General features: G+C 69.6%; 9 protein-coding genes. 6 read left to right on the forward strand and 3 right to left on the reverse strand.

Going from position 1 to position 16,869, the window contains the following annotated elements; all coding sequences use genetic code 11:
* Positions 1–413: 413 nt before the first annotated feature.
* Positions 414–3,341: a TonB-dependent receptor domain-containing protein gene (locus tag ACG02S_RS19905; protein WP_394472232.1), complete on the reverse strand. Its 2,928-nt coding sequence runs from the start codon at positions 3,339–3,341 to the stop codon at positions 414–416.
* Between the two features lie 142 nt (positions 3,342–3,483).
* On the opposite strand from ACG02S_RS19905, the gene ACG02S_RS19910 reads away from it, so the two are divergent.
* The 6 genes from ACG02S_RS19910 (at position 3,484) to ACG02S_RS19935 (ending at position 13,402) form a co-directional block, all read left to right on the forward strand.
* Positions 3,484–4,995 carry a glycoside hydrolase family 140 protein gene (locus ACG02S_RS19910; protein WP_394472233.1) on the forward strand — a complete coding sequence of 504 codons (1,512 nt, stop codon included), beginning with the start codon at positions 3,484–3,486 and terminating at the stop codon, positions 4,993–4,995.
* An 18-nt stretch (positions 4,996–5,013) separates the two neighbouring features.
* Positions 5,014–6,306: a nucleoside hydrolase-like domain-containing protein gene (locus ACG02S_RS19915; protein WP_394472234.1), complete on the forward strand. Its 1,293-nt coding sequence runs from the start codon at positions 5,014–5,016 to the stop codon at positions 6,304–6,306.
* 8 nt (positions 6,307–6,314) lie between these two features.
* Positions 6,315–7,742, forward strand: a complete 1,428-nt coding sequence (locus tag ACG02S_RS19920; protein WP_394472235.1) for a DUF1593 domain-containing protein — start codon at positions 6,315–6,317, stop codon at positions 7,740–7,742.
* 151 nt (positions 7,743–7,893) lie between these two features.
* Positions 7,894–9,177 (forward strand): MFS transporter, encoded by a 1,284-nt coding sequence (locus tag ACG02S_RS19925; protein WP_394472236.1) that lies wholly within the window; start codon positions 7,894–7,896, stop codon positions 9,175–9,177.
* Positions 9,174–11,945 (forward strand): alpha-L-rhamnosidase, encoded by a 2,772-nt coding sequence (locus ACG02S_RS19930; protein ID WP_394472237.1) that lies wholly within the window; start codon positions 9,174–9,176, stop codon positions 11,943–11,945. Before ACG02S_RS19925 ends, ACG02S_RS19930 begins: the two co-directional genes overlap by 4 nt.
* Complete coding sequence (locus tag ACG02S_RS19935) at positions 11,942–13,402, forward strand: DUF1593 domain-containing protein (protein ID WP_394472238.1); 1,461 nt, start codon at positions 11,942–11,944, stop codon at positions 13,400–13,402. Before ACG02S_RS19930 ends, ACG02S_RS19935 begins: the two co-directional genes overlap by 4 nt.
* On the opposite strand, the gene ACG02S_RS19940 is transcribed toward ACG02S_RS19935, so the two are convergent.
* On the reverse strand, positions 13,403–15,499 hold the full coding sequence (locus ACG02S_RS19940; protein ID WP_394472239.1) for a hypothetical protein: 2,097 nt from the start codon (positions 15,497–15,499) through the stop codon (positions 13,403–13,405). It lies immediately after the preceding gene.
* Positions 15,496–16,860, reverse strand: a complete 1,365-nt coding sequence (gene oiaK / locus ACG02S_RS19945) for a 3-oxo-isoapionate kinase OiaK (protein WP_394472240.1) — start codon at positions 16,858–16,860, stop codon at positions 15,496–15,498. The genes ACG02S_RS19940 and oiaK overlap by 4 nt, the downstream gene beginning before the upstream one ends.
* Positions 16,861–16,869: the final 9 nt, after the last annotated feature.

A 16,869-nucleotide genomic window follows, 5' to 3' on the forward strand; every position in this document is an offset into this window, starting at 1 on the left:
CATCATCCACCCATGTCGTCATACCATGCACCTGGGACGAACCCGAGCGTGGGTGTCCGCACCCTACGCCGCTAGAGCAACCGCGAGACATGCCTGGCCTGCGGCGCCTCGGCCGCGACCTGGCCGACGGCCCTGCCCCCCTTAAGGACGCACCTCATCGTCACCACCTGCGGCAGCCCGACGGCCCGCCCTTGCTGCGGCTGGGCGACACCGCCGGTGACCGGGTCCAGTACTTCAAGCGCGAGGAGGTCGATACATCATGCTGTGGGTGGCGGCGAAGGCGCACGGGGCCAGCGCCTGCGACGCAGCATCGGCGCCGGCGCATAGCCGAGACGAGCGGAGCCGCGCCGCGCCACATGGATGCGTGCCGGCGCCCTCTTTCCACGGCGCCGGCCCGGGTCGCACCGCTGACCTCAGAACTGGTACTCGGCGCTCATTCGGTAGGCGCGGCCCAGCACATCGGCGATCTGGGTCTGGTAGCCCTGGTAGCGCGAGTTGTTGGTTAGCGGCGGGTTCTCGGCAAACAGGTTGTTGATGCCAGCCGTCAGACGTAGACCCTTGAAGCCGTTGTAGCCCACCGTCAGGTTGAAGCTTTCATAGGGGCGGACGTCGCGCGCGCCCTCCGAGCCTGCCGCGTTCACACGGGCGGGCTCGTTGCGGTCGCGCAGTTTGCTCTGGTAGCGCTGGGCCAGCGTCCAGCTCCACTTACCGCCGCGCCAGCTCAGGCTGGCCGTGTGCTTCCAGCGGTGCATCGTGGCGCGGTTGCCGGTCAGGCCGTCCTGCGTCGTGATGCCCAGCGGCTCGGAGGTGGCCAGCGCGCTGATCCATTCCGTGCTGCCCACCAGCCGCGTCGCGATGTCGTTGGTGTAGGACACGTCCAGGCTCGGTGTCCAGGTGCCAACGTCGGCCGTCTTCAGGCGCAGCTTGAAGCTGAAGTCGGCGCCGGAGGCGCGCATGTCGCCCGCATTGGCCTTGGTGTTCTGCACGCGCTCGATGGTGCCGTCGGCACGCCGGATGAACTGCGCCTCATAGAAGCCGTAGTTGGCCACCAGCGTATCCAGATTGACGGTGCCGAGCATGTTGCGGACCGTGGTGGACCAGTAGTCCAGCGTGATCGCTACGTCAGGGCTGGGCTGCAGACCGAAGCCCACCGTCCAGGCCCGCGACTTCTCGGGCTTGAGCTTGGTGCCGTTGGACCGTGTGGAAGTCACCTCGAAGATGTCGACATCGCAGACCTGCGAGGTGGTCAACGACGGGTTCTTGGACGTGTTGGTCAGGCTGTCGCAGTACAGCGGATCGTCGATGCGGCCGGAGCGGATGCCATCGGCATTGCCGAACAGCTCTGGCAGCGACGGCACGCGGAAGCCCGTGTTCGCCGAGGCCCGCAGCATGATGTTCGCCGTCGGTTGATAGCGCACGCCGATCTTGGGGTTCACGCCGTTGATGGTCTGGTGCGAATACTTGTAGCTGTCTGCACGCACGGCGGCACTCAGCGTCACGCTCCTCAGCACGGGCGCTTCGACTTCGGTAAAGATGGAATGCACCTTGCGCGTGGCCTGCCCATTCATCGTGCTGTCGGGCTGGTTGGAGTTCGGGATGGCCTCGGCGTAGGTGGTGGGCACCTTGCCCAGGTAGGCCGCCGTCGTGTTGGCCGCCTGGATGGCGCCGGGCACGACCGTCATGTCGTTGGTGGCAAAGCCCCAGGCCTGCCACTGGTTGCGCCGAAGTTCCAACCCGAGGCCGAACGTCAGCGGGCCGCCGCGCAGGTCCATCAGCTCGCGCGTGAGCGTGAGGTCGACGCTGGTGTTGGTCGTCTGCGCCTTGCGGCGGATGTCCTTGTCGATCTGGTTGTCCTGCAGGTACTTCATGCCGGCGGCGTCCTGCAGCCCGAACGGGTTCAGCGTGCCGTCATCCAGGCCGCTTTGCAGAGCGGCCGTGCGGTAGACGTTGTCGCGCATCGTGTTGCGCGTTGCACGGCCCCAGTTCAGGCCGGCGCGGTAGTCGAAGCCCAGGAACGTGCCTTCCGATGCCAGCACGACGCGGTCGTTGACATGCTCCTCGCGGATCTCGGGCAGCCCGGCATCCAGCGGCGCCCAGCGGAGGTACAGCCGTGCCGGCGACGACGCCAGCGAAGCATTGGCGACAACCACGTTGCCACTGGCATTGCGGGTGATGGGCACGCCCCCGGTGCCGCCGGGGTACCACTTGCTGGTCTTGGGCAGGGACAGGTAGTAGTTCTGGTTCGTGATGCCCACCACGTTGCTGTACTGGAAGATGTGGTTCATCGAGTGGTTGACCTCCAGGCTGAGCTGATGGTCGCCCGGCAGGGCCAGCGTGCCCTTGCCGTACCAGTTGGACAGGTCGGTGCCGTTGCCGTACGTGCTGAGGTTGAGGCTGCGTACGTTCAGCGAGCAGGTCGTCGCGGTGGCGGAGCTGCGAACAGAGATGGGTGAATTGCAGCCCGTTGTCGCATAAGGGTTGTAGACCGTGCCGTTCGGGATGCCGTTGGCCGCCAGCGACACCAGGAAGTTGGCGGGCGTGCTGGTGCTGGAGTTCAGGTCCGTCGAGCCGGCCAGTCCCATCGCGATCAGATCGGGGCTCAGGTTGGTGTTGGGCAGGCCGTTGGCATCCAGGCCCGACAGCTCGGGCCGGTCGCGACGGAACAGCACGTTGCGCTTGCTGTACTCGAAACCGCCGTAGACGTTCCAGCGCTGGCTGGCCAGATCGCCAATGCCGGCCAGCACCGCATAGCCCTGGGTGTCGCCGCCGCCCTTGCGCTGCGGCTCCATCATGTCTGCCTTGAGCTTGACGCCCGTGAAGGTCTTGAAGGTGTAGTAGTTCTGCACGCCGCCGATGGCATCGGATCCGTAGATGGACGAGGCGCCGTCACGTAGCGTCTCCACGCGGCTCATCGCGATCTTGGGCACCGTGTTGGCGCTGACGTACTGGTCGGTCAGCGGCTCGTTGGCGAAGCGCCGGCCGTTCATCAGCGTCAGCGAGCGGGCCTGGCCCAGGCCGCGCAGGTTGATCAGCGTGCCCACCGTGCCCGAGTAGAAGCCGATGGTGGACGACTCGGGCAGCTCCAGCAGGAAGTCCTTGAGCTCCACATGCCCGCGGGCGGAGATTTCCTCAGCGCGGATGGTGCTGACGGGCAGCGCGGTCTGGTCGGACAGGCGCTTGAAGATGGAGCCGGTGATCTCCACGCGCTCGATGGTCTGTGTCGGCGCCGGCGCAGGGGTCTGCGCCTGGGTCTGCGCGACCAGGCCGAGCAGACAGACGGCGCTGGCCACTGTCGACAGCGCAAAGGGTCGCGCGCCCCGGCGCACTTGGAATTGGGTCATGGTTGTCTCCGTCATTGTGGGTATTCAGGTCTTCACATGGGTTAACCTGGTGTCATCATCCATCCATCTCGTCATACCATTCACCTGGGGCGAACCCGAGCGTGGGCGTCCCCACCACACATTCCTGGAGCAACCGCAAGACATGACTGCCCCTTTCCTGCGTGCGCTGGCCCGCGCCGCCTCGCCTGTGATCTGCCTGCTCGCCCTCGCTGCGGCCGCTCCGCTCGCCTGCGCTGCCGGCGATGCCTCGCCCGTCGCCCCCCTACAGGTGGCCCCCAACCGCCACCACCTGCAGCAGCCCGACGGCACGCCCTTCCTGTGGCTGGGCGACACCGCCTGGGGCATGGTCCAGTACCTGAAGCGCGAGGAGGTCGATGCCTACCTGGACCAGCGCAAGCAACTCGGCTTCACCGTCATCCAGACCGTGGCGCACTGGTATCCGCACGGTGGCGGCCTCAAGAGCGGCCCGGCCAACCTGCCCAATGCCTATGGCTTCCGGCCTTTCGCCGGCTCGGACGACGCGCCCGACACGGCACGCCCGCTGGTCGTGCCCGGCGGCACCCCCGACGCGCCCAACGACTACTGGGACCACGCCGACTACATCGTGCGCGCCGTGCGCCAGCGCGGCATGGTGCTGGGCCTGCTGCCGGTCTGGGCACGGGCCTACCTGGCGGCCTCGTCCGAAGGCTCGCGCCGGCTGTACGACGCGACGACGGCTGCCAGCTTCGGCGCCTTCCTGGGCCAGCGCTACCGCGAGCAGCCGCACATCGTCTGGATTCTCGGCGGCGACACCCGCCCGTTCAGCCAGGGCTACGACAAGAACCAGCGCCCGTCGCGCTTCGACGCCCGCCCGCTGGTGCGCGCCATGGCCGAGGGCATCGGCCGGGGCGTCACCGGCCGGCCGCTGGCCTGGAACCGGCCCGACCCGGCCTGGGACCGGCTGCTGATGACCTACCACCCCGACGGCGACGCGCCCTACAGTTCCTCGGTCTCGCTGCATGACGACGCCTGGCTGGACGCCAACGGCGTGGAAGTCTGGCGCCAGCTGGAGCAGGTGCATGCGGCCATGCTGGCCGACTACCAGCGGGACACCCCGGCCAAGCCCAGCCTGTTCCTGGAGGGCTCCTACGAGTACGGCTCCTACCGCCACGAATGCGGCTGGGTCACGCCGGTGATGGTGCGCCGCCAGCTGTATCACAGCTTCTTCGGCGGCGGTGCCGGCCACACCTACGGCGCCGGCCCGGTCTGGGCCATGCGCGGCCAGGGCGGCGACTACAACTGCGGCTACACCTGGCAGCAGGCGCTGCACTTCCCCGGCGCGGCGCAGGCCTCGGGCGTGGCCAAGGGCATCTTGCAGGCTCACGCCTGGTGGCGCTGGGTGCCGCACGGCGCCTTGATCGACGGCGTCGGCGAGGGCGAGAGCCTGAAGACCGCCGTGCTCGACGACACGGGCGCCCGGGCGCTGGTGTACTTCTCCAACCGCTCGGCCACTCTGGTGCGCAACGTGCTGAGCGGAGCTGCCGCCGCCACCTGGGTGGACCCGCGGGATGGCCGCGAAGTGAAGGCGGCGCCGTTCGCCAAGGACGAGACCCGTGCCCAACTCCCGCCGGCCGGCTGGGAAGATGCGCTGCTCGTGCTGCAGCGCCAGCCCTGAACTGTGAGAGCCCGCACCGTGAAAGCCTTCTGCCTGCGCCTGCTGCTGCTGCTGTCCGTGACGTTCGCTGCGTCCGCGCAGACGCCCCCCGCCGCGCCGCTGCCCCGTGTCATCGTCTCCACCGACATCGGCGGCACCGACTTCGACGACTTCCAGTCCCTCGTGCACCTGCTGCTGTACGCCGACCGGATCACCCTCGAAGGCCTGGTCGCCTCGCCGTGGGGTCCTGCGCGCGACCGCCGCCGCTACCTGCTGGAGCTCATCGACGTCTATGCCCGCGACTACCCGGCGCTGCGTGCGGTGTCGGCCCGCTACCCCACGCCCGACGCGCTGCGCGCCATCGCCAAGCAGGGCGCCAGCGACCCGGCCGACCTGCGCGGCTGGGGCGAGCCCACCGAGGGCTCGCGCTGGATCATCGAGCGCGCACACGCCAACGACCCGCGCCCGCTGTGGCTGCTAGTCTGGGGCGGCATCGACGACCTCGCCCAGGCGCTGCATGACGACCCGACCATCAAGCGCAAGTTGCGCGTGCACTGGATAGGCGGGCCGAACAAGAAGTGGTCCACCACCGCCTACGACTACATCGCCCGCGAGCACCCTGACCTCTGGATCATCGAGAGCAACTCCACCTACCGGGGTTGGTTCGTCGGCGGCAACCAGTCGGGTGACCTCGGCAACGCGGCCTTCGTGAGCCGCCAGGTGAGGGGCCACGGCGCCTTGGGCGATTACTTCGCCAGCATCGACCCGCTCGTGAAGATGGGCGACTCGCCGTCGCTGACCTATGTGCTCAGCACCACACGCGACGACCCCACCGCCGAAGGCTGGGGCGGCCGCTACGTGCGCGCCTGGACGCGGCCGCGCGCCCGCTTCGAGCAGCCGCCGAAGGCGACGGACGTGGTCGAGGCCTTCGCCATCGTCGAGCTGGTCTACCGCCCAGCCGGGGCCGCACCCTCGCCTGCACAGGCGGCATTGGTGGTCGACGGCCAGGAGTTCCCTGGTTTCGCCCAGCCCGACGGCAGCTGGCGCTTCCTGTTCTCGCCCAAGGAAGCCAAGACCTGGGCCTATCGCATCAGCAGCAACCACCCCGGCCTGGACGGCCAATCCGGCGGCTTCACCTCCCGCATGCCGGCGCCCGCGCTGGCACGCCAGCCCGACCCGCGCTGGCCGAACTGGTGGACCGACGACCCCGACCCGCGCGTCAGCGAAGGCCCCCACCAGGGAGCCCGCACGCTGAGCCGCTGGCGCGCCGATTTCCTCGGCGACTTTGCCAAGCGACTGCGCACCCTCACGCCCACCGCCACCCAACCCTGAGCACGATCATGTTCCGACGCGCATTCACCCCCCTGATGCTGGCCCTGGGCCTTGCCCTGGCCGCGCCCGCCATTGCCGCCAAGCCCCGCGTGCTGGTGCTGACTGACATCGAGAACGAGCCCGACGACGCCATGTCCATGGTGCGGCTGCTCACCTACGCCAACCAGTTCGACCTCGAAGGCCTGGTGGCCACCACCTCCACCCACCAGAAAAGCCGCGTTGCGCCGCAGCGCATCCGCCAGATCGTCAGCGCCTACGCCAAGGTGCGCGACAACCTGGAGAAGCACGAACGCGGCTTCCCCGCCGGTGAACAGCTGCTGGGCATGGTCACCGAAGGCCTGCCGGTCTACGGCATGCAGGGCGTGGGAGAAGGCAAGGACTCGCCCGGCTCCGAGGCGCTGATCCGCGCCGTCGACCGCGCCGACCCACGCCCGCTGTGGGTGCCTGTCTGGGGCGGCCCCAACGTGCTGGCCCAGGCCCTGTGGAAGGTGCGCGCCACGCGCAGCCCCGAGGCGCTGGCCGCATTCGTCGCCAAGCTGCGCGTCTACGCCATCTCCGACCAGGACGACAGCGGACCGTGGCTGCGGCAGAACTTCCCCGGCCTGTTCTACATCGTCAGCCCGGGCTACGCGCCCGGCGGCGCCTACCACCACGCCACCTGGAGCGGCATCAGCGGCGACAACTTCCACGGCCGCTTTGCCGGTGCCGATTTCTCGGTCGTCACCAACGAATGGCTGGAGCGCAACATCCACCGCAAGGGCCCGCTGGGCGCCGAGTACCCGCGTTGGGAGTTCCTGATGGAGGGCGACACGCCGTCCTTCATGAACCTCATCGACAACGGCCTGGCCACCCCCGAGCGCCCCGATTGGGGCGGCTGGGGCGGTCGATATGAGCTCTACACGCCGCGCCTGCAGCGCTGGCATTTCCAGGCCGAAACCCGGCCCATCTGGAGCGACGCGCAGGACGAGGTGCTGGGCACCGACGGCCGCTGGCACACCACCAACCACGCCACCATCTGGCGCTGGCGCCAGGCCTTCCAGAACGACTTCGCAGCCCGCATGGACTGGACGATCAAGCCCTACGCCGAGGCCAACCACCCGCCGGTGGCCAAGCTCGGCCACGCGGCCACGCTGGAGGCCAAGCCCGGCCAGCTCGTCGAGCTCAGCGCTGCCGGCAGCAGCGACCCCGACGGCGACGCGCTGTCCTACGAATGGTTCTGTTATGCCGAGGCCGGCACGCTGGCGCTGTCAAGCGCCCGCTCGGGCCAGCCGCTGGAGATCAAGGGCTTCGACCAGGCCAAGGCCTCGTTCAAGGTGCCCACCACCCGCGTCATGCCGCCCGGCACCGGCACGCTGCACATCATCCTGGCCGTGACCGACCACGGCACGCCGCGCCTGACCCGATACCAGCGCGTCATCGTCAACGTCACGCGCTGACGAGTCGTCATTTTCAAGAGCGCCCTGAAGCGAAACCTGCCGCACGGTCGATAGGCCTGCGCCTATTGGCCGGGCATCCACGCCTTGGCATGGGGCTGCGGAGCCCTGCCCGATTGAACGCACGCGGGCGAAACCCGCCTGGAGCCACAACTTGACCTCAGAGCAAACGTCATCCGGGGAGCCCGGCCCGGCGCCGGCCACCGTCACGCCCCAGCAATGGCGCTGGACCGCGCTTGCAGGCATGGCCTCCTACCTGGACGCCGGCGCCATCGTGGCGCTGGGCGCGGGCTTTGCGCTGTTCCAGCAGGCCTTCGGCCTGACCGACGGCCACATAGGCGCGCTCGCGGCGATCGGGCCGAATGCCATCGGCTGTGCCATCGGCGCCTTCCTGGGCGGCCGGCTGGGCGACCTGGTCGGCCGCAAGCGCATCTACCAGTACGACCTGCTCGTCTATGCCGCCGGCATCCTGTGCATCGCCTGCGCGGTGAACAAAGAGATGCTCTTCATCGGCACCGTGGTGGTGGGCCTGGCGGTGGGCGCTGACGTGCCGACCTCGCTCGCGCTGGTGGGCGAGTTCGCGCCGGCCAAGGCGCGCGGCCGGCTGCTCGGGCTCACGCAGGTGGCCTGGTCGCTCGGGCCGGCCATCGTGCTGTGGCTGGCGTTGATGCTGGCGCCACTGGGCCTGCTGGGCATCCGCATCGTCTTCCTGCACCTGTTCGTTGTGGCCCTGGTTACCTGGGCGATGCGGCGCGGGCTAGCGGAGTCGGCGCGCTGGAAGGAAGCTGCATCGTCGGCGCGGCAGGGCGTGTCGCGCCTGTTCCGCGGCCCGCCGCTGAAGGCGCTGCTGTGGACCGGCACCATCTACCTGTTCTGGAATCTCGCTGCAGGCACTGCGGGCGCCTTCAACTCCTACCTGATCATCAAGCACAACGCCGACGACCAGGCGTTGGCCGTGGGCCTGCCGAGCGCAGCGTTCATCACGGCCATGCTGGTGGCCATCACGGTGTTCATGCCCTTCTCGGACCGCAGCCACAAGACCCGCAAGCTGCTGTGGGCCGCGGGCGCGGTGCTGCAGATCCTGGCCTACGGGCTGCTGATGGTGCTGCCCTTCAGCGTGCCAGTGATCGTGGCCAACATCGTGCTGTTCGCGGCCGGCGGCGCGCTGGCGGGCGAAGCTTTCTACAAGGTGTTCAGCCAGGAGCTGTTCCCGACGATGCTGCGCGCCACCGCACAGGGCATCACCTTCGGCGTGGCACGGCTGGCAGTGGGCCTGTGGAGCTTCTTCGTGCCGCTGCTGGCTCAGCAGGGCATCGCGGTGCTGGCGGCGCTGCTGACGCTGTTTCTCGTCATCAGTGGCGGCATCGGCTACTTCTTCATGCCCGACACCTCGGGCAAGACGCTGGAGCAGATCCAGAACGAGCGGGCGGACACATGAGCCAGGCCGTGAACATCCAGCAACTGCGCTGCGAATACCTGGTCGAGCCCCTGGGCATCGACGAACCCCACCCGCGCCTGAGTTGGCTGATGCTGGCCGAGCGGCGCGGCGCGCGCCAGCAGGCCTGGCGCGTGCTCGTGGCCAGCAGCGCCTCCCGCCTGCACGCCGGCGAGGGCGACCTCTGGGACAGCGGTCGCATCGAAGGCGCTGCCAGCACGCACATCGCTTATGCCGGCCTGCCACTCACGTCGCGCCAGGCCTGCCATTGGCAGGTGCAGGTCTGGGACGAGCTGGGCGTCGAGACGCGCTCGGCGCCGTCGTTCTGGAGCATGGGCCTGCTCGCCGCCTCAGACTGGCAGGCCCGCTGGCTGGCCGCGCCGGTGAAGGTGCTGCGGCGCGACCCTGACGCGGCCACGCCCACGCTGAAACGGCCGGGCACGCCGACGCGCCTGCGGCGCGAGTTCGAGCTACCTGGCGCCATCAGGCGGGCGACGCTGCATGCGAGTGCACGCGGCGTCTTCGAGCTGCGCGCCAACGGCCGGCGCATCGGCCAGGACATGCTCGCGCCCGAGTGGACCGACTACGACAAGCGCATCCACTACCGCAGCTACGACGTGACGGCGCTGCTGGCGCCCGGCCGCAATGCCCTGGCCGCCACGCTGGGTGACGGATGGTGGAGCGGCTTCGTGGGCTGGCAGAAGACGCGAGCCCGCTACGGCAGCCACCAGAACAGCCTGCTGGTGCAGCTGGAAGTGGAGCTGGAGAACGGCCAGCGCTTCACGCTGGTGAGCGACGGTGCCTGGACCGTCAACACCGGCCCCATCCTCAGCTCCGACTTCATGATGGGCGAGGTCTACGACGCCCGCCGCGAGCAGCCGGGCTGGGACCGCCCCGGGTTCGACGACCAAGGCGCCCTGCCCTGGCTGCCCGCGCTGGAGGTGGTGCCTCCGCCCGTGCCGCTGGTGGCGCAACGGTCCGAGCCGGTACGCATCACCGAGCACATCGCGCCGGTGTCCCTGCATGAGGCCGCGCCGGGCGTGCATGTCTTCGACCTCGGCCAGAACATCGCCGGCTGGGTGCGGCTGCGCGTGCGTGCCGCCGCCGGCACCCGCGTGACGCTGCGCTTCGGCGAGCGGCTCAACCCCGACGGCACGCTCTACACCGCCAACCTGCGCCGCGCGAAGGCCACCGATGTCTACATCTGCAAGGGCGGAGGCGAGGACGAGGTCTACGAGCCGCACTTCACCTTCCACGGCTTCCAGTTCGTGGAGCTGAGCGGCCTGCCGCAGGCGCCCACGCTGGCCACCGTGACCGGCTGCGTGCTGCGCTCGGCCACTCCCGAGGCCGGCCACTTCGAGTGCTCGCACCCCGGGGTGAACCGGCTCTGGCTCAACGGCCTGTGGTCGCAGAAGGACAACTTCCTGTCCGTGCCCACGGACTGCCCGCAGCGCGACGAGCGCCTGGGCTGGTTGGGCGATGCGCAGGTCTTCCTGCGCACCGCCACCTACAACATGGACGTGGCCGCCTTCTTCAGCAAGTGGATGGTGGACATCGAGGACGCGCAGACGCCCGAAGGCGTCTTCCCGGACACCGCGCCACGGCTGCGCGAGGGCAAGAACTTCACCGGCCTGGGCAACCTCGGCGGCGCGGCCGGCTGGGCCGATGGCGGCGTCAGCATCCCGCACACGATCTGGCAGGTCTACGGCGACCGGCGCATCCTGGAGCGGCACTACCCCGCCATGGTGAAGTGGGTGGACTGGATCGCCAGCCACAACCCGGGCGGCCTGCGCGCCAAGCTGCTGTCCAACAACTACGGCGACTGGCTGTGCATCCCGGCGGACACCTCCTTCGGCACCCAGTCGCCGATGAAGACGCTGCTGGCCACCGCCTACTGGGCCGACGACTGCGCCAAGCTCGCCGAGATCGCCCGCGAACTGGGCCATGACGACGACGCGCGCCGCTTCAACGCCATGTTCGAGCGGGTGCGCGCCGCCTTCCAGAAAACCTGGCTGACACCCGACGGCCGCATCACCACCGAAACCCAGACCGGCTATCTGCTGGCCCTGGCCTTCGACCTGCTGCCCGAGCCGCTGCGCGAAGCCGCCACAGCGCATCTCGTGGCCAACATCGAGGCACTGGGCGGCCACCTCAGCACGGGATTCATCGGCATCCGCCACCTGAACCCGCAGCTCACGCTGGCCGGCCGCAACGACGTGGCCTACCGGCTGCTGCTGCGCGACGACTACCCCTCCTGGCTCTACCCCGTGCGCCACGGCGCCACGACGATCTGGGAGCGCTGGAACGGCTGGACCGAAGAAGACGGCTTCTTCAACCCACACATGAACTCCTTCAACCACTACTCGCTGGGCTCGGTGGGGGAATGGCTGTTCCGGCATGTGGCGGGCATCGAGCTGGACCCCGAGCACCCGGGCTTCCAGCAGTTCGTGCTGCGCCCCTTCGTCGGCGAGGGGCTGGACTTCGCCCGCGCCAGCTACCGCACGATGCACGGCCTCATCCACAGCGAATGGCGGCTGGACAGCGACCGGCTGAGCTGGCAGGTGAGCATCCCGGCCAACACCCGCGCCAAGGTCTTCGTGCCCTGCAGCTCCGCAGCCGACGTGACGGAGGGCGGCACGCCGGTGCGGCAGGCCGAGGGCCTGCGCGTGCTGGGCGAGGCCCCCGGGCGGCTGGTCTGCGAGGCGCTGTCCGGCAGCTACTCGTTCAGCGCGCGCTTCCACCTGGCATCACCCGAGGAGCCACAGTCATGAAACACAAACCGCTGGCCTTGTCCCTGCTGGCCGCTGCTCTCGGCAGTTGCTGCATCACGGCCGCCGCCGCACCAGCGCCGCCCGACAGGCCGCGCGTCATCGTCACCACCGACGGCGAGGTGGACGATGAATGCTCGCTGGTGCGCTTCCTGATGTATGCCAACGAGTGGGATGTGGAGGGCATCGTCACGACCAGCTCGCAGTACCACTGGCAGGGCCACAAGTGGGCGGGCGACGACTGGGCACAGCCCATCCTCAAGGCCTACGCCCAGGTCCAGCCCAACCTGCTCAAGCACGACCCGCGCTATCCCAGCGCCGAGTACCTGCAGGCGCGCACCGTGCTCGGCAACGTCAAGGCCGAAGGCGAGATGGCCGAGCGCACGCCCGGCTCTGAGCTCATCGCCCGGGTGCTGCTGGACGACAGCGACCCGCGCCCGGTCTGGGTGCAGGCCTGGGGCGGCACCAACACGCTGGCCCGCGCACTCAAGACCATCGAGGAGGAACACCCCGAGAAGATGGCCGCGGTAGCGGCCAGGCTGCGCCTCTTCCTGATCTGGGAACAGGACGACACCTACCAGCGCTACATCCGCCCGCGCTGGGGCCACTACCAGATCCCCACAATCATCTCGGACCAATTCTGGGCGCTGGCCTACGAGTGGAAGCGCATCCAGCCCGCCGAAAACCTGCCCTACCTGAAGGCCGACTGGATGAAGACCCACATCCTGAACGGCCACGGCCCGCTGGCCGCGCTCTACAAGGCCCATGTGCCCGGCAGCTACGGCCTGCTGGGCGACACCGACTTCGAGCCCGGCGAGTTCCGCTCCGAGGGCGATTCGCCCGCCTTCCTGCACCTCATCGACACCGGCCTGCGCAACCTGGAGTCCCCCGACTGGGGCGGCTGGGGCGGCCGCTATGTGCGGGTGCGCGACAACACCTGGCTGGACCCGGTGCCCGTGGCGGGCTACGTCTACCCCGAAGGTCGCTGGTACACGGGCAATGCCTGGGGCCGCAGCAGCCTGCGCAAGGGCTCCGCCACCACCGAAGCCCAGCGCAGCGCCTACTTCAAACCTATATGGCGCTGGACGCAGGCCCTGCAGAACGACTTCGCCGCGCGCGCCGACTGGAATGTGCTGCCCTACGCGCAGGCCAACCATCCGCCGCAGGTGCGGGTGGCCCAGGCCGACATCCGCGCCCGCCCCGGCCAGACCGTGCGCCTGAGCACGCAGGGCTCGACGGACCCGGACGGCCACCGCCTGCAGACGCTGTGGTGGCATGACGACGATGCCGGCAGCTACCGCGGCCCGGTGCGCATCGCCAACGCCGGCCGAGAGCGCGCATCGTTCACCGTGCCCAAGGACGCGCCTCAGGGCAGCAGCATCCACGTGGTGGCCGAGGTCACCGACGACGGCACGCCCAGGCTGACCCGCTACCGGCGCGTGGTCATCCGGGTCGAGTAGTCAGAGCGAGTTGATGTAGACCTCGAGGTTGTCGTAACGCGCATCGAGGTCGCGCCCGTTCGAGCGCACCGTGCCGGGTCTCAGGCCGCGAGCGCGCTCCCAGGCATCGGGAATGCCGTTGCGGTCTTCATCGACCGGTGCACTCGCCGTGGGGTAGCGGGCAAAGCCACCGTCTGGCCAGTCGGCCGGCGTGCCCGGGATGAAGCCGGCGCCTTCGGCAACCGTGCCCGCAACGTAGCGGGTGACGCTGTCGCGCACCGGCTTGCTCGCGCCGCCTTCGCTCAGCACAAGGCGATAGGCATCGGCTGCGGCATGCGTCGTGACCGGCGGGACGTCATGGGGCTGGCTCACGACGGTCTGCGCCGGCGCATCGAACAGCCCGGCAAAGCCCTCGGGCAGCGCGTTGCCCGCTCCATACCATTGGCCGAAGGGCGTCGAGAACTGCCGGTCGCCGAAGGCGTACAAGTCCTTGCGCTTGGTGTCGGGCCCGCGCTTGAGCGTGTTGCCCACGTAGTTCAAGCGCAGGTTGTCGTTGGGCGAGCCGTAGCCGGCCGCGCCGAAGTTGTAGATGACGTTGTTGCGGAAATCGTAGGTCAGCATGTCGACCCTCGGATTGCGCGTGCGCATGTGGGCGAACAGGTTGTGATGCAGTGAGACGAATCCCCAGCCCACGCCCACGGCAGCCATGGAGTGGTCGCCCTTCTCGTGCGTCGAGGCCTTGGGGCCGCCGTAGATATAGGACCACTGCAGCGTGGCCGCCTCGCGGCGCTCCACGCCGTAGGTGTTGAACACCTGGTCGTTGGCGTAGGCAATGTCGCAGTGGTCGACGATGACGTTCATGCCACTGATGTCCAGCCCGTGGGTCTGCTCGCCCAGCGTGCGCTGCAGGTTGCCCGGTCCCTTGATCTCGCCCACGCGGATGCGCAGGTGGCGCACGATGACGTCGTGGGTCTCGACCATCAAGCCGAAGTTCCTGATCTGCACGCCCTCGCCCGGCGCGGTCTGCCCGGCGATGGTGAGGTAGGGGTTGCGGACCACCAGCTCGTCCTTCAGCTCGACGGTGCCCGACACGGCGAACACAATGGTGCGCGGGCCCGCCGCCTCGACGGCCTCGCGCAGGCTGCCCGTGATCACCGGCTCGGGCGGCAGGGCTTCAAACGGCGGCAGCAGGGGCTTGCCGACACCAGGCTCCGGCCGGCCCAGCGCATCGACGAAAGGCACCCAGTTGCCCTCGCCCAGCGTCAGTGCGTGAGCGCTGGCCTGGCCGTACGTGCCCGCAGGCCGCCCGAGGCGCCCCTTGGGCAGGTAGTCCGCCAGCGTGGTCACGATGAAGACTCTGCCGCCTCGCCCACCCTGGGCATAACGCCCCGCCCCCTCGGCGCCGGGGAAGGCCAGCGTCTGCGTGCCGGCGAACCGGGCCACCGGCGCCTGGGGCGTGAGGCTGATCTCGACGTAGGGCGTGCCGTTGGTCGAGCCGCTCAGGTCAGTCACGGTCATGCGCACATCGTTGGGTAGCCGGTAGCAGGCCACCAATGCCGACGCACAGGGTTCGCGCTGCGCGCCGAAGGGCGCCAGCGACTCGGCCGCACCCTCCAGCTGCGCCCGCAGGCGGGTCACGGCATCGGCCGCCAGCACCGGGAACTGCGACACCAGCTGCCGCCCCTCCGCGCGCGCCTCGACGCGGCCGTGCTGCAGCGCGAACACCAACGGCCGGCCGACATGCAGCCGCACCAGTGGCCGCTCGCGGTCGAAGCTGTAGAACTCGGTCTCGTAGGCCTGAAGGCCGAACAAGGGCTCACCCGGCCAGCCGGGGCCGCGCCGGTCCCCGAGCAGCAGTGGGAGCTCGGGGCTGCCCTGGGTGAGCTGAGGCTTGCGCGCCGCGATGGCGCCGGCCAGCGCCTGCGGCGACTGCTCCCACGGGCGCTCGGCCATCAACAGCTTGGCCAGCAGCGGGAACTCGCGCAGCAGGGTCTTCGCCTGAGCTGAGTCCGGCGGCAGCGGTAGAGGCTCAAGCGCATTTGCGGGAGTGGCCAGGGCCAGCAGCAGGGCCGCCAGCCCACAGGCCATGCGGCGCCACGCGGCCACGACGGCGTTCACGATGCAGCCGCGCCGTCCCGCACGCGGCCGAAGAAGGACGCCTCGCCCATCTGCCCGCCCTTGAGAACGATCTCCAGCCCGTCCCGGCGCGGGTTGCGAGACCAGGCCCGGCACAGCGGCGCGCCGGGGCTCATGGCTGCGGTCACGGTCAGCGCGTCGATGCCCAGCGCGCTGGTCACCTCGCCGGAGCTGTCGCCACCGGCCACGACGACGCGCTGCAGGTCCACGCGGTCGAGCAGCCGGCGCATGACCTCGGCCAGCGTGCTGCCCACCATGCGTGCGGCGGCGTCGCGCGTCAGCCCGGCTTCGTCGGCAAGCGCGTCGAAGCCCAGCACGTCGCGGTCGTCTGGGCCTTCGGCGCTGAAGACCAGCGCGCTGCGGCCCTCGGCGAGTGCCGCGCCGGCCAGCGACACCACGCGCTCGATCTCGCCCTCGCGCGACGCCTTGCCCAGCGCCGGGGCCAGCGCCAGCCGCACGGTCTCGAAGCCATGCTGGCGCGCCCACTGGACCTGTGCCGCCGTGACCGGCGAACAGCTGCCGCTGACCGCCGCGATCCGGTCCACCGGCGGCGCCACGGGCAGCGACGGCTGCGCCGGCAGCAGGCCAGCCGCGCGCCAGGCCGTCGTCAATGCGTAAGGCAGGCCGGATGACGAGGCGCTGAAAAGCCCCGCGCCACGCCCCTGCCAGACCAGCCGGCCCGCTTCGAGCAGCGTCTCTTCGTCCATCACGTCGATCAGCACGACGGGCGGGTCGTCCCGCTCCATCTGCTGCCGCAATGTGTTGGCCTCACCTTGGCGCAGCTGCACCAGGTCGATGAGTTCGATGTCCCGCTCCGTCTGCTGCGCGAGGTGGCGGCGCAGGTCGGCTTCGGCCATGGGCGTGACCGGGTGGCGCGACATCGTGGGGTGGCGGTCCAGCCGGTAGCCCACGCCGTTGACGGCGGCGAAGAGGTTGCCGAAGGCCTGGTAGCGCTTGAGCCGCGGCGCGCCGACGATGGTGGGCGACCAGTTACCCGGCATCTGGCGCACGCCGATGTCGATGGCCCGGCCGATGGAGCCGATGCGGGGCGACGAGTCGAAGGTGGAGCAGACCTTGTAGTGCAGGATGGGCGCGCCCAGTGCCGCCAGTGCGCTGAAGGCCTTCGGCAGCACCTCGTCCATCCACGCCGGGCTGCGGCCGCGTGACGAGCCCGCCAGCCCCACGCATCGCACGCCGGGGAAGCGCGCCAGCGCCTCGGGCGTGGGCAGGTCCAGGAACAGCACAGTGGGCACGCCAGCGGCCGTCATCGCCTCCATGGCGTCGGTGGAGCCGGTGAAGTCGTCGCCGTAGTAGCTGAGCAGCAGGCCCTCCGGCCAGTCCATGGCTGCCAC

This window comes from Pelomonas dachongensis (assembly GCF_043555865.1).
Lineage (GTDB): Bacteria > Pseudomonadota > Gammaproteobacteria > Burkholderiales > Burkholderiaceae_C > Pelomonas > Pelomonas dachongensis.